Source organism: Desulfogranum marinum, from assembly GCF_016918565.1.
In the GTDB taxonomy this organism is placed as follows: domain Bacteria; phylum Desulfobacterota; class Desulfobulbia; order Desulfobulbales; family Desulfobulbaceae; genus Desulfogranum; species Desulfogranum marinum.
In genome coordinates, this window is record NZ_JAFFQD010000034.1 from 33,888 (window position 1) to 58,135 (window position 24,248).

Annotated in this window: 22 protein-coding genes and 2 tRNA genes; 8 read left to right on the forward strand and 16 right to left on the reverse strand. The window is 47.4% G+C overall.

All coding sequences use genetic code 11. From position 1 onward, the window contains the following. Position 1: 1 nt before the first annotated feature. Genes JWH17_RS17040 through JWH17_RS17055 form a run of 4 tightly spaced genes read right to left on the reverse strand, consistent with a single transcriptional unit; the run spans position 2 to position 4,353 of the window. Positions 2 to 928, reverse strand: coding sequence for a divergent polysaccharide deacetylase family protein (locus tag JWH17_RS17040; protein WP_205223863.1), 927 nt, complete (start codon positions 926 to 928; stop codon positions 2 to 4). Positions 929 to 937: 9 nt separating this feature from the next. Beyond that, the gene (locus tag JWH17_RS17045) at positions 938 to 1,951 is read right to left on the reverse strand and encodes a polyprenyl synthetase family protein (RefSeq protein WP_205223864.1); all 1,014 of its coding nucleotides are present in this window, start codon (positions 1,949 to 1,951) and stop codon (positions 938 to 940) included. Then, complete coding sequence (yoaA, locus tag JWH17_RS17050; RefSeq protein WP_205223865.1) at positions 1,938 to 3,917, reverse strand: DNA repair helicase YoaA; 1,980 nt, start codon at positions 3,915 to 3,917, stop codon at positions 1,938 to 1,940. Before yoaA ends, JWH17_RS17045 begins: the two co-directional genes overlap by 14 nt. Next, the gene (locus JWH17_RS17055; RefSeq protein WP_205223866.1) at positions 3,910 to 4,353 is read right to left on the reverse strand and encodes a HEAT repeat domain-containing protein; all 444 of its coding nucleotides are present in this window, start codon (positions 4,351 to 4,353) and stop codon (positions 3,910 to 3,912) included. Before JWH17_RS17055 ends, yoaA begins: the two co-directional genes overlap by 8 nt. A 586-nt stretch (positions 4,354 to 4,939) precedes the next feature. Between JWH17_RS17055 and JWH17_RS17060 the strand changes: the two genes are divergently transcribed. Then, complete coding sequence (locus tag JWH17_RS17060; protein ID WP_205223867.1) at positions 4,940 to 6,760, forward strand: response regulator; 1,821 nt, start codon at positions 4,940 to 4,942, stop codon at positions 6,758 to 6,760. A gap of 124 nt (positions 6,761 to 6,884) precedes the next feature. Here the strand turns inward: JWH17_RS17060 and JWH17_RS17065 are convergent, their stop codons facing one another. Together JWH17_RS17065 and JWH17_RS24420 are read right to left on the reverse strand one after the other, a co-directional pair. Then, entirely contained in the window at positions 6,885 to 8,129 is a 1,245-nt protein-coding gene (locus JWH17_RS17065; protein WP_205223868.1) for a hypothetical protein, read from the reverse strand. Positions 8,130 to 8,546: 417 nt separating this feature from the next. Next, positions 8,547 to 10,286 (reverse strand): FG-GAP repeat domain-containing protein, encoded by a 1,740-nt coding sequence (locus JWH17_RS24420; protein ID WP_205223869.1) that lies wholly within the window; start codon positions 10,284 to 10,286, stop codon positions 8,547 to 8,549. Between JWH17_RS24420 and JWH17_RS17075 the strand changes: the two genes are divergently transcribed. Beyond that, positions 10,279 to 10,485, forward strand: a complete 207-nt coding sequence (locus tag JWH17_RS17075; protein ID WP_205223870.1) for a hypothetical protein — start codon at positions 10,279 to 10,281, stop codon at positions 10,483 to 10,485. The two genes, JWH17_RS24420 and JWH17_RS17075, sit on opposite strands and share 8 nt — an antisense overlap. Before the next feature lie 322 nt (positions 10,486 to 10,807). Here the strand turns inward: JWH17_RS17075 and JWH17_RS17080 are convergent, their stop codons facing one another. Beyond that, positions 10,808 to 11,290: a hypothetical protein gene (locus JWH17_RS17080; protein ID WP_205223871.1), complete on the reverse strand. Its 483-nt coding sequence runs from the start codon at positions 11,288 to 11,290 to the stop codon at positions 10,808 to 10,810. A 446-nt stretch (positions 11,291 to 11,736) separates the two neighbouring features. Between JWH17_RS17080 and JWH17_RS17085 the strand changes: the two genes are divergently transcribed. Next, a complete protein-coding gene (locus tag JWH17_RS17085) occupies positions 11,737 to 12,930 on the forward strand; it encodes a glycosyltransferase family protein (RefSeq protein WP_205223872.1) in 1,194 nt (397 codons plus the stop codon). 27 nt (positions 12,931 to 12,957) lie between these two features. On the opposite strand, the gene JWH17_RS17090 is transcribed toward JWH17_RS17085, so the two are convergent. The 6 genes from JWH17_RS17090 to JWH17_RS17115 form a co-directional block, all read right to left on the reverse strand. Then, positions 12,958 to 13,239: a hypothetical protein gene (locus JWH17_RS17090; RefSeq protein WP_205223873.1), complete on the reverse strand. Its 282-nt coding sequence runs from the start codon at positions 13,237 to 13,239 to the stop codon at positions 12,958 to 12,960. A gap of 92 nt (positions 13,240 to 13,331) precedes the next feature. Continuing rightward, a complete protein-coding gene (gene cobA / locus JWH17_RS17095) occupies positions 13,332 to 14,915 on the reverse strand; it encodes a uroporphyrinogen-III C-methyltransferase (protein WP_205223874.1) in 1,584 nt (527 codons plus the stop codon). A gap of 55 nt (positions 14,916 to 14,970) precedes the next feature. Next, positions 14,971 to 15,903 (reverse strand): hydroxymethylbilane synthase, encoded by a 933-nt coding sequence (gene hemC, locus JWH17_RS17100; RefSeq protein WP_205223875.1) that lies wholly within the window; start codon positions 15,901 to 15,903, stop codon positions 14,971 to 14,973. A 60-nt stretch (positions 15,904 to 15,963) separates the two neighbouring features. Beyond that, positions 15,964 to 16,923: a GSU2086 family protein gene (locus JWH17_RS17105; protein WP_205223876.1), complete on the reverse strand. Its 960-nt coding sequence runs from the start codon at positions 16,921 to 16,923 to the stop codon at positions 15,964 to 15,966. A 48-nt stretch (positions 16,924 to 16,971) separates the two neighbouring features. Next, positions 16,972 to 17,556 carry a D-sedoheptulose-7-phosphate isomerase gene (locus JWH17_RS17110; RefSeq protein WP_205223877.1) on the reverse strand — a complete coding sequence of 195 codons (585 nt, stop codon included), beginning with the start codon at positions 17,554 to 17,556 and terminating at the stop codon, positions 16,972 to 16,974. 102 nt (positions 17,557 to 17,658) lie between these two features. Next, positions 17,659 to 18,333: an adenylate kinase gene (locus JWH17_RS17115; RefSeq protein WP_205223878.1), complete on the reverse strand. Its 675-nt coding sequence runs from the start codon at positions 18,331 to 18,333 to the stop codon at positions 17,659 to 17,661. A 464-nt stretch (positions 18,334 to 18,797) separates the two neighbouring features. Here JWH17_RS17115 and JWH17_RS17120 point away from each other — a divergent pair, with 464 nt between their 5' ends. The 5 genes from JWH17_RS17120 (at position 18,798) to JWH17_RS17140 (ending at position 22,202) form a co-directional block, all read left to right on the forward strand. Then, complete coding sequence (locus tag JWH17_RS17120) at positions 18,798 to 20,108, forward strand: homoserine dehydrogenase (protein WP_205223879.1); 1,311 nt, start codon at positions 18,798 to 18,800, stop codon at positions 20,106 to 20,108. A gap of 20 nt (positions 20,109 to 20,128) precedes the next feature. Continuing rightward, on the forward strand, positions 20,129 to 21,361 hold the full coding sequence (locus JWH17_RS17125; RefSeq protein WP_205223880.1) for a cofactor-independent phosphoglycerate mutase: 1,233 nt from the start codon (positions 20,129 to 20,131) through the stop codon (positions 21,359 to 21,361). Next, a complete protein-coding gene (locus tag JWH17_RS17130) occupies positions 21,354 to 21,812 on the forward strand; it encodes an acyl-CoA thioesterase (RefSeq protein WP_205223881.1) in 459 nt (152 codons plus the stop codon). The genes JWH17_RS17125 and JWH17_RS17130 overlap by 8 nt, the downstream gene beginning before the upstream one ends. 55 nt (positions 21,813 to 21,867) lie before the next feature. Then, positions 21,868 to 21,944: transfer RNA gene (locus tag JWH17_RS17135), tRNA-Met, on the forward strand. 181 nt (positions 21,945 to 22,125) lie between these two features. Then, positions 22,126 to 22,202, forward strand: a tRNA-Met gene (locus tag JWH17_RS17140). A 284-nt stretch (positions 22,203 to 22,486) separates the two neighbouring features. Here JWH17_RS17140 and JWH17_RS17145 read toward each other — a convergent pair. From JWH17_RS17145 to JWH17_RS17155, 3 genes are all read right to left on the reverse strand, one after another. Next, the gene (locus JWH17_RS17145) at positions 22,487 to 23,563 is read right to left on the reverse strand and encodes a cache domain-containing protein (RefSeq protein WP_205223882.1); all 1,077 of its coding nucleotides are present in this window, start codon (positions 23,561 to 23,563) and stop codon (positions 22,487 to 22,489) included. 57 nt (positions 23,564 to 23,620) lie between these two features. Continuing rightward, positions 23,621 to 23,974, reverse strand: a complete 354-nt coding sequence (locus JWH17_RS17150) for a roadblock/LC7 domain-containing protein (protein WP_205223883.1) — start codon at positions 23,972 to 23,974, stop codon at positions 23,621 to 23,623. Positions 23,975 to 23,979: 5 nt separating this feature from the next. Next, on the reverse strand, positions 23,980 to 24,248 hold a 269-nt coding region (locus tag JWH17_RS17155), incomplete at its 5' end, for a DUF8082 domain-containing protein (RefSeq protein WP_205223884.1).

Below are 24,248 nucleotides of genomic sequence, written 5' to 3' on the forward strand. Positions count from 1 at the left end.
GTTATTGTACCAGATTGTGGGCGCCCACGATGTCAACTGTCGCAAGCAGCTCCCTGTTACATTGGGTCAGTGCGGCGAGAGTGGCTTTGTTGGGGTGGCCAATACCAATGGCCGAACCGTTTTTTTGAGCCAGTTGAATCAGTTTTTTAATCTGCTTGCAGATTTTTTTGGGATCATGGTCGTTATCGAGAAAGACATGACGCCGGTTAGTTGGGATGTTGAGACGTTGAGCTTCGTCCAGTCCTTTTGATTGTGCCGTGGTAAAGGAGTCGATATAAAAGAAGCCCTTTTTTTGCAGTGTTAAGAGTACTGTTTGCATGGCCTCCCTGTTTTCAGAAAACAGGGACCCCATGTGGTTGTTGGCACCAATGGCATGGGGAACAACGCCAATCAATTGCTCGGTTTTGGTCCGTAAAAGGACCTTGTCATCTTTCAGATACAGTGCTCCTTCTCCAGGGTTCCATTGTGGATCCTTGGGCTCCATGGGGATATGAACAAGAATATCACTCCCTTTCTCGTGGGCGATTTGCGCATGCGTGGCAGTAAATGGTGCTAAGGGAAGAAAGGAGTAGGTCAGGTTTAGCTCAAGGGCTAACAGGCGCTCCCCCAATATCTGGTGATGGCCCATATCATCGATGATGATTGCAACCTGGGGACGCTTTTTTTGAAGTACGACGTGTTTGCTCTTTGCGGCTGTTACACTAACGGATGCTTGTTGCTCCGTGTGAGGAGGCGGGTCAGGTTCTTCAAAGACGATGAGCAACGCATTAGGAGCAACCTCCTGCACGTGCGGCAGTTGGGAACTGGGTGCAGCCTCGGTGGCTACCTGGTCTTTTTTTTGTTGATTACCGCAATTGCTCAAAAGAAGAAGAATAGCCAAGAGGGTAAAGCAGGCAAAAAACCGTTGTAAGGAAGTGAGAAAAAGCATTGTGGACGATTATTTTTTTCTTTGCAGTATGTACTGACCAAGCGCCTGGAGTACGGTCAGGCTTTCCTGGTCGGGGTGCTGGTGAAAAAGTTGGAGCGACTGTTCTGCGTCTTCTATCAGAGCTTTTGCCGTTTTTTCTGCAGAAGCGAAGCCGTCATGGGACGCAATCAGTTTATGTGTCTGCTGATAGGCCTGGGGCGAATGCCTATCACCTGTAATCAGTTGTCGCAGCAATGCTCGATGTGGGGCATCGGCCTGGGCATAAGCTCGAATAAAAGGGAGGGTGATTTTCCCTTCAACAAAATCGTTTCCCACTGCTTTTCCTGTTTCCCGGGCCTTTCCTTGATAGTCGAGCAAGTCGTCAACTACTTGAAAAGCAGTGCCTATTTTATCGCCGAACAGAGAGAGAGCCTTTCTTTCATCATCACTGGCTCCGCCATAGAGTGCTCCTATTTCGCAGGTAGAGGAAATGAGGTTACCGGTTTTACATTGAATGATTCGGAAATAGTCTTTTTCCGTTGCCTCCGGATTGGCCACACAGCGAAGCTGAAGAAATTCTCCGTCCACCATGCCTTCGGTTGCTTGGCAAAAAACGGTCAAACCGATTTGGCCGCCCAATTTACCAACCAGGCGCATACTCCTAGAAAGGAGCCAGTCACCAGCCAGGATAGCGGAGGAAAAACCGTATTCGGCAACCAGGGATGCCTTGCCTCGGCGCTGTTGGGCATGATCAATGATGTCATCATGGATGAGGCTGGCTACATGCAGGTACTCAAAGGCCGCAGCCAGCCTGTAGAGATCGTCATCGTCTCGTCCGCACAGTCTTGAACAGAGGATGGCCAATAACGGTCGTATCCGTTTACCGCCGCTAAATACGGCATACTTGACTATCTCTTGCAGTAGGGGATCGCATTTGCTCAAAACATGGGAAAGGTCAGCCTGTATGGCAGACTCCACCCTGATGTTGGCTGCAGCCGCATGTTTCTTGAGGTTTTCAATATAAACTTGTTCAGTGGGCATCATTGTCGTCACGAAAAAAATCAGCAACCTGCTGGTATTCTCTGGTAAGCGGACTCGGCGGCAGGCTTTTTAGAAAGCGGCGGCCATATCCTTTAGTAAAAAGTCGTATGTCCAAAATAGCAATCACCCCTCTGTCATTGGTGGCTCTCATCAGTCGACCAACTCCCTGGCGCAAACCGAGAATGGCCCTGGGGACTTGGAATTCGAAAAAAGGATTGCCACCATTTGCCTTGATGCGGTTAATCCTGGCCATAAGAACAGGGTCACTGGGTACTTCAAACGGCAACTTATCTATGATCACTAAACTCAAGGATTCTCCAGGGATGTCTACCCCTTCCCAAAAACTGGAAACAGCAAAAAGTACGGACCGGATATCCCTGCTGAATTGATTCAGCAATGCATGCCGAGGTGCTTCCCCCTGGATAAGCATCGGATATGGGATGTGTCCTTTGAGACTGTAAAAGGCCGTTTCCATCGCTTTAAAAGAAGTGAACAAGACAAGCGCCCTTCCCTGAGCACTTTCAATGAGTTGTTTTATCTGTTCCTGTACTTTTGCCGTGTAAGCGGGTGAAGCAGGCTCTGGAAAGTTATTTTTCGGAATATAGAGCAACGTTCTGTTGAGATAATCAAAGGGTGACGGGAACGAGAGCGTTTTTGTCTGTTCCGGTAGCCCAAGCCGTTTGCAAAAAAAGTGAAAATCACCGCCGGTGGTCAGCGTTGCAGAGGTGAACACACAGGCTGAGACAGATGCGTAAAGGGTAGACTGTAATTCCTGGGAAACATCAATGGGAGTGGCAAAAAGGGCAATGTTTCTTTCCGTTCTTTCAAACCAGTAGGTATAACGGAGTTCATCAGCCGGGCCGTCGTCAAGTGAGTCGGCAGTAATCAGAGTGAGCCTGGCTGCCAGTTCATGGCAACGATTAGCATACTGCTCCCATGGTTCGTCGCCTCCTCGTATATTGTCCAGGTTGGCACCCAGCTTTTCAAGTGCGTTAAGGATGCTTTGCACTATATTTTCAAGGGTGGAATTATGCTGCAGTACCTGGTCCAAAGGAAACCTGCCCCTTTCCATTGGTAGCTGCAGGTTCAACGATTCAATCGCTGCCGTAAGGGAAGTGGTCTGGGCGAGGGTGAGTTTTTTGTTTGCATCGGCTAATGCAGTGGACGCGCTACGCTCAATATCACCGACTAAATCGGTTATTTGGTATTTAGAAAAAGAGTACCCAAAAAAAGTGGAAGCCACATTTTCGATGTGATGCGCTTCGTCAAAGATAACAGCTTCGTAGCGAGGAAGAACCTCTCCATACCCTGTTTTGCGGATAGCTAAATCAGAAAATAAGAGGTGGTGGTTAACGATAAGCAACTGACTTGCAGCTGCGTCCCGGCGAAGTCTGCTAAGGAAACAGCGGCTGCTTTCCGGGCAGTCACTGCCAAGACAAAAATGGGAGAGGCAGCAAACTTTCTGCCACAGCGGCGAGTTCGAAGGAAGCCAAGAGAGTTCTGAACGGTCACCATACATGGTGTCCTCAACCCATTCATGGATTGTTTGTTTTTCTTCCCCATCCAGCAAGGAAGATTGTTTTTCGGTGTTAAGTTGGTGCCATCGGTACAGGCAAAGGTAGTTTTGCCGACCTTTAACGCACATGGCCTGCAGTTCAGGGGCTATATGTTGCTGAATAAAGGGTATTTCCCTTTTAATAATCTGGTCCTGAAGATTGCGGGTATTGGTGGAAACGACCACCTTGCGACCGCTTACAACTGCCGGTATAAGGTAGGCCAGGGTTTTACCCAGTCCTGTTTCTGCCTCAATGGCCAGGCATTGCGCCTGATCTTGTTCGCCAAAAGGCAAGTCATCGTTGCTTGTAAGGAGATCATAAACCGCTGCTGCCATATCGGCTTGGCCAACTCGAGGCTCAAATCCCGGCATATGTCGAGACAATAGGCCCTTACTGCCGTAGTAGTCATCCATGTGGTGTTGTGTTTATTGTGTCAATTATGTCTGTAACTATTTCAACGACCTGGAAGGAGGGGTCATCGGTCATGGATCGGACAAGTGCTATTGCCTGGTCTGAGCCGATTATACCGAGCAGATTAACTGCTTCCCCCCGAACCCATTCCTTTTCGTTGTTGAGAGCCTCTGCAAGAGAGGGAATCGCTAAATGGACGTCTTGGGGGCATTCAACAACCAGGTGCTCATAGAGCACTGCAAGACCAAGCCGGACGGCAAAACGCTGGTTAGTAAGTAACGTTCCGCTCCACGTATGACAGCGTGGCTCCTGCTTGAACAGAGCAATAATATTATCAACATGTCCCATTTCCAAAAAATCTGCGATAACGATTTGCAGTTCATCGTCACTGACAGTGGATTGGGGCTGCTTGGTAGCGTGAATAGGTTGTGTATGCATAGTAGAGTGATACGTATCAGTTAGCCGGGATCTTTCCTCGGTTCATGCGGTGCCGGGGTGAAAGTTTTTGGTAGTAAATAGGTAAGCGCAGACTCCGGGTAAGCGCAGACTCCTATCCAAGTCTCCAGTCACCTTTTCCTGCCGAAACACGAAAGGTACTGGTGCCGCATGGATTGATCTTTGGTGAGTATATTTTATACATTTTCCATGTGATAGGTTTTAACAATATAAATATGAACTGATTCATATCAGGCAAAGAATGACAAGATGCTCATGAAAAAATCGGATAAGCTGTCTCTGCATACCATGGGACCCTTGATGAGGCAATGTGAGAATGCAATCACGATCCTTGACACACCATATTTTCATGAGTAGAACCAAGGGGTACGCGACTATTTCTGCAAATTATTGAATAAAGGTTGCTACTCACAGGCAGCCCATGAAGTCTTCCGTTGGTCGCTTACCTTTTTCGGCGGTCACGATCTCCCGCATTGATAGGCTGGCAGTGTCTTCGCTTACCTGCCAAAAATTGCGCCTGTTCAAAAACGAGGCACCTGTAACTGGTTACAAATAAAGCACATTTCCAATGAAGAAATCGCAAAACTTGCCTCGTCTAGGGGCGCCGCAAAGTGATGAACTGCTGCAGCGGGATGAAGTTATACTTATCGTTGACGACTTCCCGGACATTGTCGGCTTGTTGCAGGAGTTTTTGGTTAATGAGCAATTCCCCACCATTACTGCAAATTCTGCAGCCGGCCTTTTTCAGGCACTTCGCGAGCATAATGTTGCTTTGGTTTTATTGGATATCGGGCTTCCTGATGCCGATGGAATGGGCTTGCTGCCGGAGCTAAGAGAACAATACCAGGATCTCTCTATTGTGATGTTGACGGCGGTCAGCGATTTGCAAACCGCCCTTTCCTGTATACGCCTTGGAGCTGATGATTATCTTGCCAAGCCCGTTCATTTTACAGACTTGTTGACCACAATACAAAAAGTCCTTGAGAAACGCCGTCTCCAGATAAATAACAGATTATATCAGCAACAATTGGAGCAGGCACGTTTTCGTCTCCAGCTTGCCCATGAACTTGCGATTAAGATGAATACAGCTTTCCTGAGCCTGGTGGAACTCGATGAAATTCTGCAGGCAATTTTAGTCGGTATTACCGCTGAAGAAGGGTTGCAGTTTAATCGGGCGTTTTTAGCCTTGTTTAATGATGAAGGTACTCAGCTCCAAGGACAGATGGCCATAGGGCCCGGCAGCATGGAGGACGGCGGCCGCATCTGGCACAATCTTGAGCAGCTTGACCTGGATTTCCAGGATTTGCTATCCCGCAGTAACGTGCTTGCAAGCGATACAGAAGTAAATCGGATTGTTAAGGCTATTTGTGTTGACGTAAAAGAAGAAGACCACCTATTTGTTCGGGCGGTGCGAACAAGACAATCCATCAGCGTTGTCGACGGAAAATGTGAGTTCCAGGTCCCTGTGGAATTAATAGGTCTGCTGCAGGAAGATTCTTTTGTCGTGGTCCCGCTATTTTCATCCAATCGTTCCTTGGGCGTCATTATCGCAGATCATTATATTTCCAAAAAACCCATTACCTCTGAACGTGTTCAGGCGCTGGAGAGTTTTGCAAGTCAAGCCAGTCTGGCCATTGAGCACTGTCATCTGTACATGGAAATGGACCGGAAGATTAAAGAGCTTGAGGCAATGACCCGTGAACTGGAGAAAAATAAAGACCTGTTGATCGAAACCGAAAGATACTCAGCGGTTGGTCATGTAGCTGCGGAGTTAGCCCATAACATACGTAACCCTATTACTTCCATTGGTGGTACAGCCCGCTTACTTGCAAGAAAAACAGAAGACAGTCAGTGGCTGCAGTTTCTCAATATGATGACCAGTGAGGCTGAAAAAATTGAAGCTATCCTTGAGGATCTCTTTAGTTTTGTGGAAACATCGCAGCCTTCTTTTGCGTCTGTGCCGCTTTTTTCAGTTATTAACAAATCCATGCTCCTTCATTACCCTGGTTTACATGAACATGCTATTACCCACAAACTTATATTTCCAGATAGAGAGCCTGTGCTTTGTATTGATCAGCAACTGATCCAGAAAGTATTGGTACACCTTATCCGCAACAGTATCGAATCAATGCCGGACGGAGGTGAGCTCACTGTAGAGGTAGTAGAGGGGGAAGGCGAGGTGCAAATTATACTAACTGATACTGGCGTTGGGGCTGGTGGGTTCGGCTTTGAGCAGAGGACTGAGTCAGCTGCTTTTACAACCCAAACCGTTGGTACCAGTATGGGGCTGATGCTTGTGCAGCGGATTGTTGAAGACCATCATGGTTCATTAACAATACAGGCCAGGGCAAATGGAGGAACAAGGGCGGTGGTGACTCTACCTGCCTGATAACAGCGCAAGCTGTTTTTTGGTGGGGCTTTTTTTTTTACTGGGACAAAGAAAAAAGGCGAACCCTTTAACAGGGCTCGCCTTTTTTTAATAACAACTGCTATATGATGTTAATCTAATCAGATTAGAAGTTTACATCAAATTTAGCATAGGTACCGAAAGCACCGTCATCTTCTATACCAGCTGCATCAAGACGACCATCGTAGTCAGGCTGGAGGTAACCAGCGTACCAAGAAAAGGTACAACCTTTAGATACAGCATACTTCAGGACACCAGAAATCTCGAGGAGGTCATAAACGCGATTTGTCTGCTCGATAGGAGCGTCATCGTTGCTGTCAGCATCAGCCCATACCAAGTTACCGGTGAGGCTTAAGGCTTCAGTTACAGCATAACCAACTCGCAGGCCAGCCCATACATAGTCCGCGCCATTTGCTCCGATTGCAACAGCATTAATAGGTTCTTCACCACCGATCATTACGAATCCGTAGAATGGGTCAGGTGCAAAGCCATCTTTGGTGAAACCAAGGTCAAGAGCGAGGGTCAGAGCGTCCATATTCCAGCTACCGCGAACATAACCACCATATCCGTCGTCAGTGCCAGCGCCTTGAACATAATCAAGGGCCACACCGTTTTCTGCGTAGGCAAATTCACCTTCAAGACCGAATACTTCAGCAATGGTACCCTTAGCAAATACAGAGCCCCAGAAACCATCAGCATTACCGTTACCGGTAGCTACACCGTCAACGTTTTCAACACGATCGTCGGTGTCGTAAGCAGCGATAGCACCCATTGTCCAGTTTTCAATGCTGGTGACGGCTAAAGCAGCACCAAAACGATAGGAATCGTTGTCTTCTAATACGTCGTTTTCAATGCTTGAGGACTGTCCTTCAGACTGCATCTCGACGAAAGGAATTACCCGGATACCGTCAGCAGCATAGATACCACGGAAACCAGCCAGTCCGATATCGTCGTACATGAAACCGTTACCATAGCTTACACGATACTTACCACCTTCAAGGGTGAAGGCGTCGTTGAAAGGAATACCGATGTACGCTTTATCTACATAGATATTGCTATCCAAAGAACTGTCAGTAGCACCATTAAATTTTTCTTCTGCCAGGCGGATACGACCGTGAATGTATGCGCCGCCGGCTGCGGTGCCGCGTACTTCAAAACGTACACGGGAATCCATGGTGGTGGTGGCCTTTTGTTCGGGGTCGCTGTTGCCGAAATCATAGGAATCTTTGTAGATTACACGGGCACGAGCATTACCGGTAATTTTTACGCCGGACTGGTCGTCCATTTCAGCCGCAGTAGCAATGCTACCAGCCATAAGCAGTGCTGCGCCTGTTGCGAGTACTTTTTTCATCTTGATCTCCTCATTAAAAGGTCTTGTTTAACGCCTCTTCCTCTAGAAGAGGAAAAAACTAAATTTCCGTCATGATTCACTGTCAAAGTATAACGTTGTCTGAGGAGAGTCAAGTTTTTTTTACTTAAAGTTTAATTTTTTTTACTTTTCCTGTTGGCGGGTAGCGATAATGACTAATAAACAGTTGTTTAGACCTTGGAGAGTAGGCTGTTTTGGATGGTTACCATTTAGCCAGATCTCCCGGAGTCTTGTGCTTGCGTTGTTATGTTCAAAATTTTATCCTCGGGGCTATGTGATAGACTTCGATACCAAATAACTGCCGGTGGTGAAATTGATCGCACCCCCCTGGGAATGGCTTACCTGAGCTCGAACTCAATTGCTGCTCATTCAAGTTGCCCTTCATTGTTATTTTTGTATTTATCCGTCGGCGGGTTGCTGCTGATTGTCGCTGTCAACTTTTAATCGCAGGCGATAGCCGTTAATGGTTGCAGAATTGGTCTGCCAGAATGCGAAGGGGTAGCTTGTTTCTGCTTCGCTGAAAACAAGGAAAAAATCCTGTTGCCCCTGTAGTTGCTTGGCAGCACCCATCACCTGATAATTAATTATGTAATCAGGTCGTTTTTGGGTCTCCAGCAATGGGGTGAGCATGTTGGTTTTCCATGTAAGCGCCATTATGGTACCACCGTCAAAATACCTGAGCCTCGGCATAAAACGGACATGCTCTGCCTGGTTGCGGCCGACCAGGACGTCGTTAATACCATCATCGTCCAGATCGGTGATAACAAGCCTTGATTTGATGTAGGTCGGTACGGTTATGGAACGTTCTTCGTTGCTTGAGAGGGTGCCGAAAAAATTGCGTCCTGCACCGAACTGTTCGCTACTTGTCCACATCACACTGCCCGCTTCATTAAGCACTTGTAACCGATTGCCAGGCGTAATCAGTATTGTTTCTTTGCTTTTGTCCCCAGTTATATCGGCTACCGTAAAATCGTATACCTGAACGCCTTTTGGGAGGACGATTTTTTTCACTCGGGTAAAAGCCCCTTGGCTGTCTCTTTGCAATTCGTATATTGCACCGTTGCTTGGCAAGGTGGGCGTGCCAACTTGGCCGTAGAGGATAGGGGGCTGGCCTGGTTGCGAAACCGCACGTAAATAGTAGGGGATATTACGTTGTATTACCTTTGCCTTTTTTTCCTGCCAGGTAATAATGGCAGAAGAAGGCCTGTTGCCGCTATTGCCGCTGATGTACAGTTCTTGTATCCCGTTGTTGTCCATGTCGGCAAAGGTAACCGAATGTAAGCGCAAATGGTTATCCAGTGGGATGTTGCCTATGGTATGAAAGGTATTTTTTTCAAACCGGTACAGTTGAAGTTGAGAATCTGTTAACAGCAGAATCTCGGTAACGCCGTCACCATCAATATCCACTGCGTTTATATCCTTCACATCCTCATGGATTCGCCCGCTGCGATGAGAGCTAACCAGCTCGAATCGGCCACCGATCCCGAGTCCTGCCATTGTGCTGTGCAGTAAACCTTCTCGGTAGGTACGGTCCGGGTGGGCTGTATGGAAAGCTGCTACACCATCTGCAGCAGGCGACTCCTTAGCTTTTGTCGGTTGGGGATGGCCGAATATTTGACCGCTGATTTTCCACGACATGTTGTCTACAGCATCCATGGCCTGGTTTATACTGGCAAGAGGTTCTTCAAACTTGACCGGCCCCCGGCCTGGTGATTTTTGAAAAACATAGCTGGTGAGAGTAAAAAGACTATCCTGACGGTCCAGAGAACCGAATATGAGATAATCGGCATCTGTTTTGGCAAGTAATTTACCAAAAGCATTGTATTGACCGCCCTCCAGGAAGGTAGCCAGTTGTTTGCCGGTACTTTTTCCTGCAATGGGCTGTATCTTTGCGCGGGTGGCCAGTCTGCTTGAGAGTACCGAACTCAGGCCGTTTTCAAGATAAGCGTAGGAGCCTGGAACATTGACGGAAAACGGCATGAAAAGCACCTTGCTCCCTTTAGGGGGAGGATTTTCTGCATAAGCAGTGGAATAGCTTATGAATACCATCACCACCAGTAAGGCTGCAAATGAAAGGCGTAAGGCTTGTATTGGAATGGGAGTGGCAGGGATGAGGTGAAAGGAATTGTGTGTGGACACTGTAGAACTCCTATTGCTGCTTTTTTATAAAAGAAATATTTTTAAATATATAAACAGTGATCTAGCCGGCCTGGTTGTTTCCTTTTCAGCTTTCCCCCAAGGGGAAGAAGGGCGGACCATTGCCTCTGTGACACTGCTCAAGGAGGCGGTTTTTCAGTACTCCTTAAACGGCTTTGGCGGATTACTGGTTACTGCTTGAGGCCTCCGTCAAATATAGCGGTCAGTATACCTGATTTATAGATTGAAGAAAGAGGTATCTTGCAAGAATTTCAGTGATAAGGCACTGCTGTCAGGCCTTTAAGGGCAACTCTTTGTGGGAATATTCAAAATATAGGTAGTGGAAAACCTGCCGGCCCGAATTCCTCATCAGTTGAGGTGGTGCCGGATTCAAAGTTTTTGGTAGTAATACTGAACAAGATGGTGTCGCATGGACTGACTTTGGGTGAGCATATCTTTTTAAAATGATAAAATGCTCACTGAGAAATTCGGGCTGTTGCTTGCCGGTCTGCATTGCTCCTTGCTCAAAGATCATCAAGGCGTCGCCGTCGATCACACATGGAACCGGAAGCAGAGTAGGGGAGGTACACCTCGATAACCCCTGGTTCTGGGGAGTAAATAGTGTTAACTGTTTCTTTTGAATACCATATTCCTGCAATTTGTTGATCAGGAGTGACTATATACCCACCCCGATAGGGACAGTACACACTGAATTCACTTTTGTACCAAGCCAGCCATTCTTTGATGAGTTTTGGGGTAACATCTATTTGAATCCAAAGGTTGGACTGCAATCTATAGGCATTGTCAATGGCAATGATGGCATCGGGACGAGCTTTTTGGCCGGTATAATAATAAGTGTGATTTCGAAGGACTGTGGCCGACGTAAAAAGTTTTTGCGCCTCCTGGTTCTGTTGCCAGTGACCGGTAGGTCCTTTGGCAACGCAGCTAATGGACAGAAAAACAGGTAAAAGAATAGACAGCAGGAGTAAGGGTATACGGTTGATCATGATTTTTTCCTTTGCGCAGGAAGGTTGAAAGCCTCAAGGCATACACAATATATTGACGCATAATATACTGGAATTGATTTTTTATTGAGAGAAAAATGACATATTTGATGACATCGATTTTTGTTGCCCGAACAGCTGGTACACGTTAGGCTAGCCCGGAATTCTCATCAGCTCAGGCGGTGCCTGGTTTCAACTTTATAATGCCGGAATAATGAAGAAGATGGTGCTGTATGGACTGACATTCGGTGAGTATTTTGTCAATTTTATATTTGATTGGTTTTGATAGTATGAATATGAAATTATTCATATTTTCAAAAAACGACAAAATGTTCATGTAAAATGTGAGTTAAACGATTATGAAATGAACACCCTCGTATTGCCTTGTTATCGGTATAGAGGTGTATGGCCAATCAGGTGGAATAACCACCATTGACAAAAGAGCCGTGATGGGAACATCCAACTCCTACAATATCCTTATTTATTCCCATGACACGTACGGTCTGGGTCACATCAGGCGTACCATGGCTATTGCCGGGCACCTGAGAGAGTCAACCGTTAATGTCCTGATCCTGACCGGGTCGCCCATTGCCGGGCGATTTTCGTTTCCCGAAAACGTCGATTTCGTGCGTATTCCCGGGATGATAAAGAAAACAAATGATGAATACCAATCGCTTTCCATTCGGATAGATCCGGAACATGCATTAAATATTCGTCGGTCCATTATTCTTACCACTGCGAAAACCTTTCGCCCAAATTTATTTTTAGTTGATAAAGAGCCTTTGGGGTTAAAAAAAGAGGTACTCCCTACTTTGGAGTGGATTCAGCGTTACTGTCCGCATACAAAAACTGTTCTGGGACTGCGCGATATAATGGATGATCGCGAAACCGTCAGGGCTGATTGGGTGAATAAAGATGTGTATCGTCTTCTCGATCAACTGTATTCGGAAATCTGGATCTACGGGCGAAAATCAATTTATGATGCAGTTAAAGAATATGCTATTCCGGATTCTGTAAAAGAGAAAATTGTTTTTACCGGTTATCTCCCCCGCAGAGTGGCAGGGGAAAAAGCAAAAGTCAAGACCCGTAAAAAATTCTGTGTCGGCAAAAATGAACAGATGATCGTGGTAACCACCGGCGGTGGCGGAGACGGCTACGATGTTATGGATTGTTTTTTGACAATGCAGGAAGAGGGCATCTTTCGCCAAGGGAAGAGTATACTTATCTCCGGTCCTTTTATGCCACTGAGCATGAGGCGCAAGTTAGCAAAGCGTGGTCGAAAACTGCAGATAAAGCTGCTCCCTTTTTATCCGAGAATGGAGGAGATGATCGGTGCCGCAGATCTGGTGATTTCCATGGGAGGATATAACACCATGTGCGAAATTCTGAGTCAGAAAACGCCCTCTCTCATCATCCCTCGTGAGACGCCACGCAAAGAACAGCTTATAAGAGCGCAGGCCTTCCAGCATCAGCAATTGATAGACTATCTTCCCTGGAACGAATTGACACCGCAAAAGCTAGGCGGAAAAATAAATGGAATGCTGGCTAATCTGCAGCCTTATCAGCAGGCGATGGATCAGTTTGAGCTGCGAGGCATAGACTGCATAAAGCAACGGCTACAGGTCTTTCGTGAGGTTGGATAGCAGTTCAGTCTTGCCGTAAATTGTTTTTTATAAGACCAAAAAACAGGCCATTGCCGCTGAACCTCCACCCCATATGTCGATGGCAATTCCTGCAGAGTACCATCTGCCACCTATATCCGGCAAACCAGCTAAATGCATTTGATGGTTTTCCTTCCGGATATACCCCCACTGCTTCATGGAAACAGCGAAGTTCAAACACGATGCCGGCAGGATTGAAAAAGGTGTGTTCGTGGCTGTTGTTAATAACAGCAGTGTGCTTGGAAGTGGTGATGATGGAGCTGCAGACGCTGCAGCGTATTCCATGCTCATCGTTTTCTCCTGGACCACAGTCATCATCTGTCAGGGGCACTCCCTTTTTGACCGGGTCCAGTTGAATACGACAATTAAACGGAAAAGCTCTTCTACTCCTTGTCTTTGGCAGGGCTATTCTTGTAGTGGTCAACAATGGTGTTTACCATGTCGTTAATGGTATAACTCTCGGGTTGTATATCTACTTGCAAGCCGCTTTCTGTGACGGTTTTTGCCGTAATCGGACCGATGGCGGCGATGGTTACCTTGTTCAACAGCTGCTGTAGCTCGTCATTGTCCTTGGCGTCAACCATGGAGAGAAAGTTGGTTACCGTCGAGGAACTGGTAAAGGTCAGTAGGTCGATATCGCCTTCAATCAGCTGGTCGCGGAGTTCTTCTTTTCTGCCTTGCGGCGGTACGTTTTGATACACCGGCACCACGTCGACATCGGCTCCGGCGTCGACCAGTGTCTCTGGTAAAACTTCACTTGCACGCAGGGCGCGCGGAAGAAGTATTTTAGATCCTGCGCCGACCTTTGATTCCAGCAGGGCCTCTGCCAGGCCTTCACCTGTAAATCGTTGCGGGATAAGATCTGCCCGCAGCCCGTATTTGAGCAGCTCCTCTGCCGTTGCTTTCCCAACTGCCGCAATCTTTGGACCGGCAAGGCTGCGGCTATCGAGCCCACTTTGGTACAGTCGTTTGAAAAAATACGTTACCGCGTTAAGACTGGTAAAAAGTATCCACTGATATTGTTTGATATCGGCAAAGGCTTGATCCAGAGGTGTGTAGTCGCTGACCGGCTCTATGTGGATGGTTGAGTATTCAAGGCAATCAGCTCCGTGTTCCTCAAGCTTGGCAACCAGTTCACTGGCCTGTTCCCTGGTTCTGGTGACAACGACTCGCTTGTCAAAAAGAGGCCTTTTTTCGTACCAATCAATGGTCTTGCGCAGCTTGACTACCTCACCGACTATAACCAGGGCAGGGGGCTTAATATCTGCTTTCTGCACGACTTCCGTAATAGTGGCAAGGGTTCCTTCCACCGATCGTTGCTGCGGGGTGGACGCCCAGCGAACAACTGCAACCGGAGTGTCGGGAGATCTACCGTAGTCGATCAGTTTTTTGGTAATAAGCGGCAGGGTTTTTATTCCCATATAGATAACAATGGTTCCCGCCCCTGTGGCGAGTTTGTCCCACTGAATATTGGAATATTTTTTGGTGGGGTCTTCGTGCCCGGTAACAAAGGCAACAGATGCTGTATAGTCTCGATGGGTAATGGGAATGCCGGCGTAGGTGGCAGCAGCTGTAGCGGAAGTGACACCTGGGACCACTTCAAAATCAATCCCTTCGGCAACAATTTCTTCTATTTCCTCGCCGCCACGTCCAAATATAAAAGGGTCGCCACCTTTTAAGCGGACAACTATATTGCCAGCTTTTGCATGGTCCACCAGGAGCTGGTTGATACCTTCCTGGGTGTAGGCATGCAGGCCGCCACCTTTTTTTCCGGCATAAATGAATTTGGCGGTTTTAGGCACATAGTTGAGCAGTTTTTTATTGGCCAGGTAATCGTAGACAACAACCTCGGCTCGTTCGAGCAGGTATTTTCCGCGAAGAGTAATAAGTCCTGGATCGCCGGGGCCGGCTCCAATCAGATAAACTTTGCCGGCAGGTTTTTTCTGGTCTGTTTTTTGTGTGGTCACTGGTTACTGTACCGTTGAATAGTATATCATGAGTAAGGCTGACCCAAAGGAACAATCAATCTTGGGCGCTGTACACTTCATCTAAAATAGCCTTTCCGCCTCGGTCGAGCAGGATCTCTGCCAGTTGAGTGCCGAGTTGAGCCGCTTCTACGGCAGGTCCTTCGATGGAGTCTTTTAAAATGGTGGTACCGTCAACACTTGCCACAAGCCCTGTGAGGCATACCTTGTCGCCCTCAAGGGTTGCATGGGCACCGATAGGAACCTGGCAGCCGCCATCGAGTCGGATGAGAAAGGCTCTTTCCGCAGAGACTGTGGTTGCGGTATGATCGTGGTGAAGAAATTGCAATCCCTGGAGGAGCTCTGTATCATCTTTGCGCAGCTCCAAGCCCAGTGACCCCTGACCAATTGCAGGCAGCATTTGGGTAGGAGTAAAGAGGGCTGCTATACGTTTTTGCATGCCCAGTCTGTTGAGTCCTGCACCGGCAAGAATGATGGCATCGTACTCTCCTTGCTCCATTTTTTTTAACCGGGTGTCAAGGTTGCCTCGCAGGTCAAGTATGCATAAATCAGGACGCATTGCGGCTAGCTGTGATTTTCTGCGTAGGCTGGATGTCCCAATTTTTGCCCCTTGGGGAAGGCCTTCAATGCTTTTGTAGTGGACGGAAACAAAGGCATCGGCTGCAGTTTCTCTTTCAGGAATTATCGCGACATGCAAATCTGCGGGCAGTTCGGTGGGGACGTCCTTCATGGAATGTACAGCAATGTCGACTTCGTCGGCCAGGAGAGCGTCTTCTATCTCTTTGACAAAAAGTCCTTTGCCGCCGACCTTGGCCAGAGGAACATCTAGGATCTTATCACCCTTGGTAGTGATTCGAACGAGTTCAACCTTCGTGTCAGGGTATTGGTTTTCAATCTGATTTTTGACCCAGGTAGATTGGGTGACTGCCAGCAGGCTGGCTCGAGTTCCTATACGTAACAGGGGACGCATGAAGTATCTTCCGGTGTTGAGTTATTATCAGGTGTATGTCACAGGAGCCATATACAGGCTCTACTGAGATTTGTCAATTTCATCGAGTAAGGCCGCAGCAAACAGAGGCAGCATCAGCTCATGATGGCCGGTGAAATTAAATCCCTTGCCGCCTTCCAGGTTGGGACGATGGACAACGTTGGTTGCAGGGCGGTAATGACGAATGAAATCAAAATTAGCAGTGGTGAATTGGGTCACCTGGTGGCCTAGATTGCGGACCACGGTAAGGGCTTTTAAAAAAACCTCCGGTAACAGCACTGCCGAGCCGACATTGAGGTAAACTCCTCCCTGGAGATGACTGATCAGGCTGCAAAATAGCCTGAAATCGTGGTGCCCTGCACTGCCGATGGAGCCACCGTCAACACTGGGGTGAATATGGATAATATCGGTGCCCATGGCAACGTGTACTGTTACCGGTACCTTGAGCTTATAGGCTGCAGCAAGGAGGCTGTGCTTATTGTGGGGGAAGTTTTGCTCACAGAGCATTTTGCCGACTGCTTCACCTATCCCGATCCCTTGTGCTGCTCCCTGGTTGATGGCGGTATTAAGATGTTCTCCCGTCTCTCTGGCAGCACCAAATGCACCTTCGCCGAGTACATCGGCAACTTCCTCTGAGGTGCGTCCGACCATGGCAATTTCCGTATCATGGATAATTCCCGCTCCATTGAGCGCTATGGCGGAGATGATGCCCTGTTCCATAAGTGAGATAAGGATCGGATTAAGACCAACCTTGATTACATGGGCTCCCATGCCAAGAATAATTGGGTGCTGTTGCTGATGTGCCAGTGCTGTCCGGCTGATAAACTCAGGGAAATCAATGCCCATGAGTTGAGTGGGTAAACAGTTTATCAGTTGGCTGACTGTCATTGCCGGGTGAACCGGTCCGGCAAAGTCGTCAACGCTGACCTTGGAGTGCCGGTCATGGACAGAGTAGGTATTCAGTTTGTCAAATTGCAGAGGGTCGATAGTATATCTAGACATTGTCTACAGTGGGAGGAGTGAATTTCTGGAAGAAACTGGAAACTATTACTACTGGTCGGCAAACATTTTCATTTCAACAATTTCGCAAAGCATATGCTCGACCCAAAGATGGGCTTCCTGGATATGCGGGGTCTCGTCTGATGGTACATTCAAGACCATGTCACAGATCTCAGCCAGATCTCCGCCGGGTCTTTTGGTTCCGCCCGTGAGCGCAACGGTTTTCATGCCGATCTTTTCGGCTGCTTCCATTGCTTTGACCACATTGGTAGATGTTCCTGAGGTAGATATCCCAAGGGCCAGGTCTTCGGGTTTGCCAAAGGCCTCAACCTGTTTTGCGAAAATAACGTCAAAGGAAAAATCATTGCCGATGGAGGTGATAACCGAGGTGTCGGTGGTGAGTGCCAAGGCAGGGAGTGGACGGCGGTTAATCAGGAAACGATTGACAAACTCTGCGGCAAGGTGCTGTGCATCTGCTGCGCTGCCACCATTGCCGAAAATCAGCAATTTCCCGCCGGATTCAAGCGTGTTTTGGGTCCACTCGGTCAGCTCAATGATTTTGTCAATGGAGCTTTGTGCAAAGGCTTCTTTAGCTGTGATGGATTGAACAAGATTTGAAACTATAAGTGCTTTCATGACCACCATCAATGATTGAAAAAAGGGCAGCTGTCAAATAAAAAAACGTTTCCGTACAAGTTATGTACGGAAACGTTTTTGTCATGTATGAAATAAGGCTGCTTACGGCAGGTCTTTCATAATAGCATCAGATACTTCTTTGATGGCCATGGAACCATCAACAGAGATCACAGGGATACCATCAAGGTTTTTGAAGTAGTTAACAGCGGCCATGGTGCCTGTTTTGTCATCATAGTAGATGTTATGGCGCTTGTTGATTGCTTCTTCATCCTGGTCATCTGCGCGGGTGGACAATTCTCCGCCACAAACACGGCAAACCAGCTTGCCGTCTTTTTCTACCGGCTTGATGGCGTCAAAAGCGATGTGGTTTGGATGGTTATTGTCGTTGGCACACAGGCGACGACCCATGATGCGCTCTTTAGCAATTTCGCGGTCCAATTCGATCTCAACGACACAGTCGAGTTTCATGCCGGCTTCTTTCAGTGCCTTGTCAAGAGCCTCTGCTTGTGCAAGAGAACGTGGAAAACCGTCAAGGAGCCAGCCATTTTCTTTAGATTTGTTGAGGGTTTCCAGAACCATAGGGATGGTAATGTCGTCCGGTACCAAATCGCCTCGGTCAATATATTCTTTTGCTTTCTTACCAAGTTCAGTGCCGCCTTTGATGTGCTCACGGAAAATTGCTCCGGATTCAATGTGGTCGATACCATATTTCTCTTTTACGATGGCACCTTGGGTACCTTTACCGCTGCCGTTAGGGCCGAAAGTAAGAATGTTCATGCCGGTCTCCTTTGAGTATTTTTCAATGGTAATAAGTGTCTAACGTCTTGAATTCTAATAAGAAAACAAGGCGGAAAAAATGAATAGTCTCTCATTAACTCGCCGAGTATACAGCAAGTCGAAAGCTTTGGCTATGAAAATGATTGGTCAGGTGAGCTTTGGCTTGTCGCCAATTCAACAACATAGAATCCCAGACTGATGTTTAGTGAAGTTATATTCCAGAAAGAGAGAAGCTATATTTTTTGACAACCGATGGTAAAGCGATTAAAAAAACGTGCGAGGTTGTATGTCCCTTAAACTCAAGGCTATCTTGAATAATTGCCATTTCGCCCGACCTCAGCGTTATGCTCAAAATTTTATCCTTGGAATATTAAATATATGCCTGTGGTAAAATTTTTCACATGCCTTGATCTCGAACGAAATTACTAACAATTCAAGATACCCTCAATATAGGTTGATTGACCATGAAAAAAATTCAGGTTGGAATAATTGGTTTTGGTACGGTAGGCAGCGGGCTTGCTGAGGTTTTGTATAGCCAGCAGGAACGGATTATGAAACGAACGGGGATAGATATTTCCTTGACCAAAGTTGCTGACACCTCCTTGACTGTCCTGCCCGATCATTTTAGTGATGTTACCTTGGTCCAAGATGCCAAAGAGATAATCAATGACCCTGATATTGACATTGTTGCGGAATTGATAGGGGGCATAGAACCTGCTAAAACTTTTGTCATGGAAGCCATTAAGGCCGGTAAACACGTGGTTACCGCCAACAAGGCCCTTTTGTCCCAGGAAGGGCATGATATTTTTAGTGCTGCTGCTGAACATGGAGTTGAAATCGGTTTTGAAGCCAGCGTTGGTGGAGGCATACCGGTTATTAAGTCGCTTCGTGAAGGGCTGGTTGCCAACAGGATTTTGTCCATCATGGGTATCATGAATGGGACCGCCAATTATATTTTAACCAGGATGACGGACGAAGGCGTGCCTTTTGACGTCGTGCTTAAGGATGCCCAGGAAAAGGGTTTTGCAGAAGCTGATCCCACCTATGATGTTGAAGGGATAGATACGGCCCATAAACTCGCGATTCTTATGTGCATGGCCTATGGGATGAATATCACCCATAACGAAATCGCCACTGAGGGGATTTCTCAGATAGAGCCGCTGGACATTGAGTTGGCCCGTGAGTTCGGCTGCCGGATCAAGCTGCTCGCGATCAGTCGTAACCATGGCGAACATGTCGAGGCGAGAGTACACCCAACCATGGTGCCGGAGAATCATCTGCTTGCCTCTATTAATGGGGCCTATAATGCCATTCATTTCACCGGTGATACCGTCGGCAACGTGCTGCTGTATGGATTGGGAGCAGGGAAGGTGCCAACCGGCAGTGCTGTGGCTGCAGATGTGGTTGACATTGCGCGTAATATCAACTCCGGTTCAGTGGGCAGAGTCCCACCGCTGGCATATATGCCGGATCAAATTCAGGACCGCCGGATCACACCCATGAACGAACTGTTCGGGCCCTACTATTTCCGCTTTACCGTGCGGGACGAGCCCGGAGTGTTGGCAGCTATTTCCGGCATCCTTGGTCAGCATAATATCAGCATCGAATCGGTGGTGCAGAAGATACGCGAGCAAAACAGTGCCGTACCGTTGGTCATGTTGACGCATACAGCCAAAGAATCATCCGTGGCGGCAGCGTTGGAGGAAATTAAGGCGCTTGATGCTGTTGTGGCACCGATTGTGAAAATTCGTCTTCTTGAAGAAGAACAGGAGTAACCTGAGCCAGGGGAAAAGATATGAAATATATATTACTGATCGGCGACGGCATGGGCGACGTGCCTGTCCCTTTGCTCGGCGATAAGACGCCGATGGAGGCTGCTGCCACCCCGGCCATGGATCGTTTGGCCAAAGAAGGAGAACTGTTGCTTGTGCAGACCGTTCCAGACGGATATCCACCGGGCAGCGATGTTGCCAATCTTTCCCTGCTTGGTTATGAGCCGGAGAAATATTATACCGGCAGAGCGCCGCTTGAAGCAGCCAGTATGGGCGTAGAAATTGAGGCCGATGAGCTGGCTTTTCGCTGTAATCTGGTGAATGTCGAGTGGCTGGGTGATCGGGTGACGATGATCGATTACAGTGCCGGTCATATTTCCACTGAGGAAAGTCGGCAACTGATAGAAGCGGTACAGGAAGCCTGCGGGACTGAGGTTTTACGGCTGTATCCCGGGATCAGTTACCGGCACCTGGTTGTGTATAAGGGCGCTATTCCAAGTGCGCTCCAGACAGTCCCTCCCCATGATCACATGGATCAAGACGTTACTGCGTATTATAATCTCTATAAACATGATGCTGCTTTGTTCAAATTGATGGAACAGGCTGCTGAAGTACTGGCAAATCATCCTGTCAACGCGCAGCGAGCAAAAGAGGGGAAAAAAACAGCCAACTCTCTCTGGCTGTGGGGGGAAGGTAAGCGGCCGGCAATGGAGACTATACCCGCACGTTATAAGGTGAATGGCGGTATGATTTCAGCGGTTGATCTGTTGATGGGGCTTGGCGTTCTCAGTGGTCTGGAAGTGGTAAAAGTCGAAGGCGCAACCGGCTATCTGGATACGAATTATAAAGGTAAGGCTGAGGCTGCCTTGCAGGTACTGGCTGAAAAAGATTTTGTGGTTGTTCATGTCGAGGCACCTGACGAGACCGGCCATCAAGGGTTGGCAGCTGAAAAGGTGCAGGCCATCGAAGACTTTGACCACCAGATTGTAGCGCCCATCATCAAAGGAGTTGAGGCAAGCGAAGAACCATTTCGGGTTGTGGTCACCATGGATCATTATACACCTGTTTATCGCCGGACCCATGAAGACTGGCCTGTGCCCATGCTGATGTATGATAGCCGTGGCCTGGAAAACCCTTCCGGTCGACCCTATACCGAAAAAGAGGTGTTGGCTGCGGTAGAGCAAAATGGCTTGAAGCTGGCTTCCGGCGCAGCATTTTTCAGCCGTTTCATGGAGCGGGTGGTTGATAATGGCTAAATCTTTTTCAGCAAGTCTCCACGAACCGATTTTCAGGACGAACTACCGAGTTATTTACGGTGATACAGATGCCGCAGGCGTGGTGTATAATGCCAACTATCTCCGTTATTTTGAGATAGGGCGCACCGAGATGATGCGGGCATGGGCTATACCGTATAGCCAAGTGGAACAGATGGGGTGTGTGCTGCCCATTACCGAAAGTTATATCCGTTTTAAAGCACCAGCCCGCTATGATGATTTGTTGACCATCGCAACATCACTGGTCGAAGTGAAAAGAGTCTCATGCCGTTTCCACTATGCTATTTATCGCACAGAGGAAGGTGGGCGGGAACAGTTGCTTGTAAGAGGCTTTACAAGCCTTGCCTGCATCAATGCAGAAGGCAGGCTCACTGCCTTTCCCGACGAGTTGATGGAAAAAATTTCAGCCTTGGTACCCCAAAAAGAGGTGTAATGCTAAAAATATTGTTGACAATATCTCAGTCTCTGATATAGTGCCTCGCACGGAACGCGGGGTGGAGCAGTTCGGTAGCTCGTCGGGCTCATAACCCGAAGGTCGCTGGTTCAAATCCGGCCCCCGCTACCAACAGATTCAAGGACTTACAGTATAATTGCTGTGAGTCCTTTTTTTTTTGTAAGCACGTTGAATAAAAACAGCTTAAATGAGCGCCATTCGGTACAGGGTACCTTTTGGAAAGAGAAAACGTGACCTGTTCACTGTTTCCCTTGACAATATCTCAGTCTCTGATATAGTGCCTCGCACGGAACGCGGGGTGGAGCAGTTCGGTAGCTCGTCGGGCTCATAACCCGAAGGTCGCTGGTTCAAATCCGGCCCCCGCTACCAATAGATTCAAGGACTTACGGCTTGTTTGCTGTGAGTCCTTTTTTTTTGTTTTTAAGTGCATTGCCAGCAGACTGATCAATCCAAATAAAAAGGGTTGTAAAAAAAAAATAAACTGTAGAGATAGGCGCACAGTGCCGCCAAATGAAAAAGGGTATGTAGCTTAAAGCTACATACCCTTTTTGGGGGAGGAGTAAATTTTGTCGGCAATACTCTTTCGGTCTATTTTGTCTGATTTGCCTTTGAGAAATCGAAGCCCAAACAACGTGTTTAGTGGTGAAGAAAAATCATTTCTTTTTCCGGAGCCGTTTCATTGCCAGACGAATACTTGTTCCCATACGTTCGATGGCTCGGCTGAGTTGACCAATCTCATCACTTCTTTTTAGGCCGGTTATTTCCAGGTCGAGTTGTCCCTGGCTGTATTTGTCTGCGATATCAGTCAAGTTACGGATTGGCCCGGTCAGCCATTTTGAAACGAGTAATGCACTCACCATAATCATGGCCAGGGTAATCGCGAATAAAATAAGATTTTTTTGGTTTTCCGCTTTAATCAGTTGATAGGCTTCAGCGTAGCTCTGTTGACTTATCATCGTGAATCCTTGCGCTGTTTTCTGGGCAACAGCAACGATTTTCTCTCCATTCAAATTTTCAAAAATCGTTTTGGCCTGTCCGTTTTGCAGAGCGGTAAAGGCGTGATGCTTGCTCAGGTCTACCCTTGCTTCGGTCATTTCAGCATCAGGATGGGCGATGACCTGACCATGTTCGTCAAGCAGGAACGTAAAGCCTGTCACGCCTATTGTATTGTTAACAATTTTTTCAGAGAGCTCTGCCAAGGTCATAGCCTGGGCTAAGACACCTCTTAGATTACTGTCAGCATCAAAAATGCCTGTTGCTAATACCATTGCCGGCTTACCCGATGTCTTCCCGATCAAAACTTGTCTGCCTATCTGTTGGCCTGCTGCAACTTGTTTAAAATATGCGCGGTCACCATAATACTTTAATGGCTTACCATCGCTGCGACTGACATTGTCTCCTTTGATGTCAACGGTAAAGGTGAGATACGACCAATCGTAATATTTGATAATTGATTTTAAAATCGAAGTCTGTTGATAAGCTTCCATGGACTGCATCGAAGCAAGGGACGCATTCTGGATGAGCATCCTTTCGTTCATATCGATCCAGGCATCGACATAGGTAACAAGCTGTTCATTTATAGCTGAAAGCCCTAGATTGACCTTGTCATTGGTAAGTTTCGTAATATTTTTATAACTCAGGAACCAGATAGCCATAAGTGGGACCAATGCCACTATGAGAAGCATAATTGATAACTTTTGCGATATTCCAAATTTTACTTTCGCTTCCATTTCTTTCTCCGCTATAATTTTTCTGGGATAACGAATGAACAGTGCACTCAGGGTATTTTACTTTTTTGAGCTACCAGCTTTAACATGGCTGAGCAGGTGGTTTACCTGGCTGATCACTTTTTCAACCGGGTAACCCGGTTGTTGGATGACTCCGAGATAATATTGCTGGAGCGGGAATATGTGTAATCCTTGCCCCTTGCTCTGCGCAAAGCTAAGGGAACGGAAAAAGGAAAAGCCTGAAGTTTCCATGATGGCTAGAGCCTGTTTGCTGCAAATAGCGATTAAAGAAGAATAGTCAGCAGGGCCATCAACAAGATGGGCAAGGATATGGCCATCATCTTTGACGAGTAAACAGCCTCCAACCCCCTCGATTGTATTAATCCTGGCAAGAAAATCTTTTACGGTGGCCATGCCTTCTACCTCCCGCTTATTTGTGCAGTGACTTGAGCAATGCTTTCTCTGAATCGGCTAATTTGATCAGTATTGTCGATCTCCTCCTCGAGCAATTGGATCAGCACTTTTACGTCTTTGAGCGTAGATTTTCCCTGCTCCCTCCAACTTTCGACAACCTCGTCAAAAATAATATCAGCCATGGGACCAAGGATCTTAGGCAACTGCTCTTGAATTTGTTGTAAAACAGGCGTGACATTTTCGGCGGGGGCGGGAGTTTCTTGAGGGGAAGAAG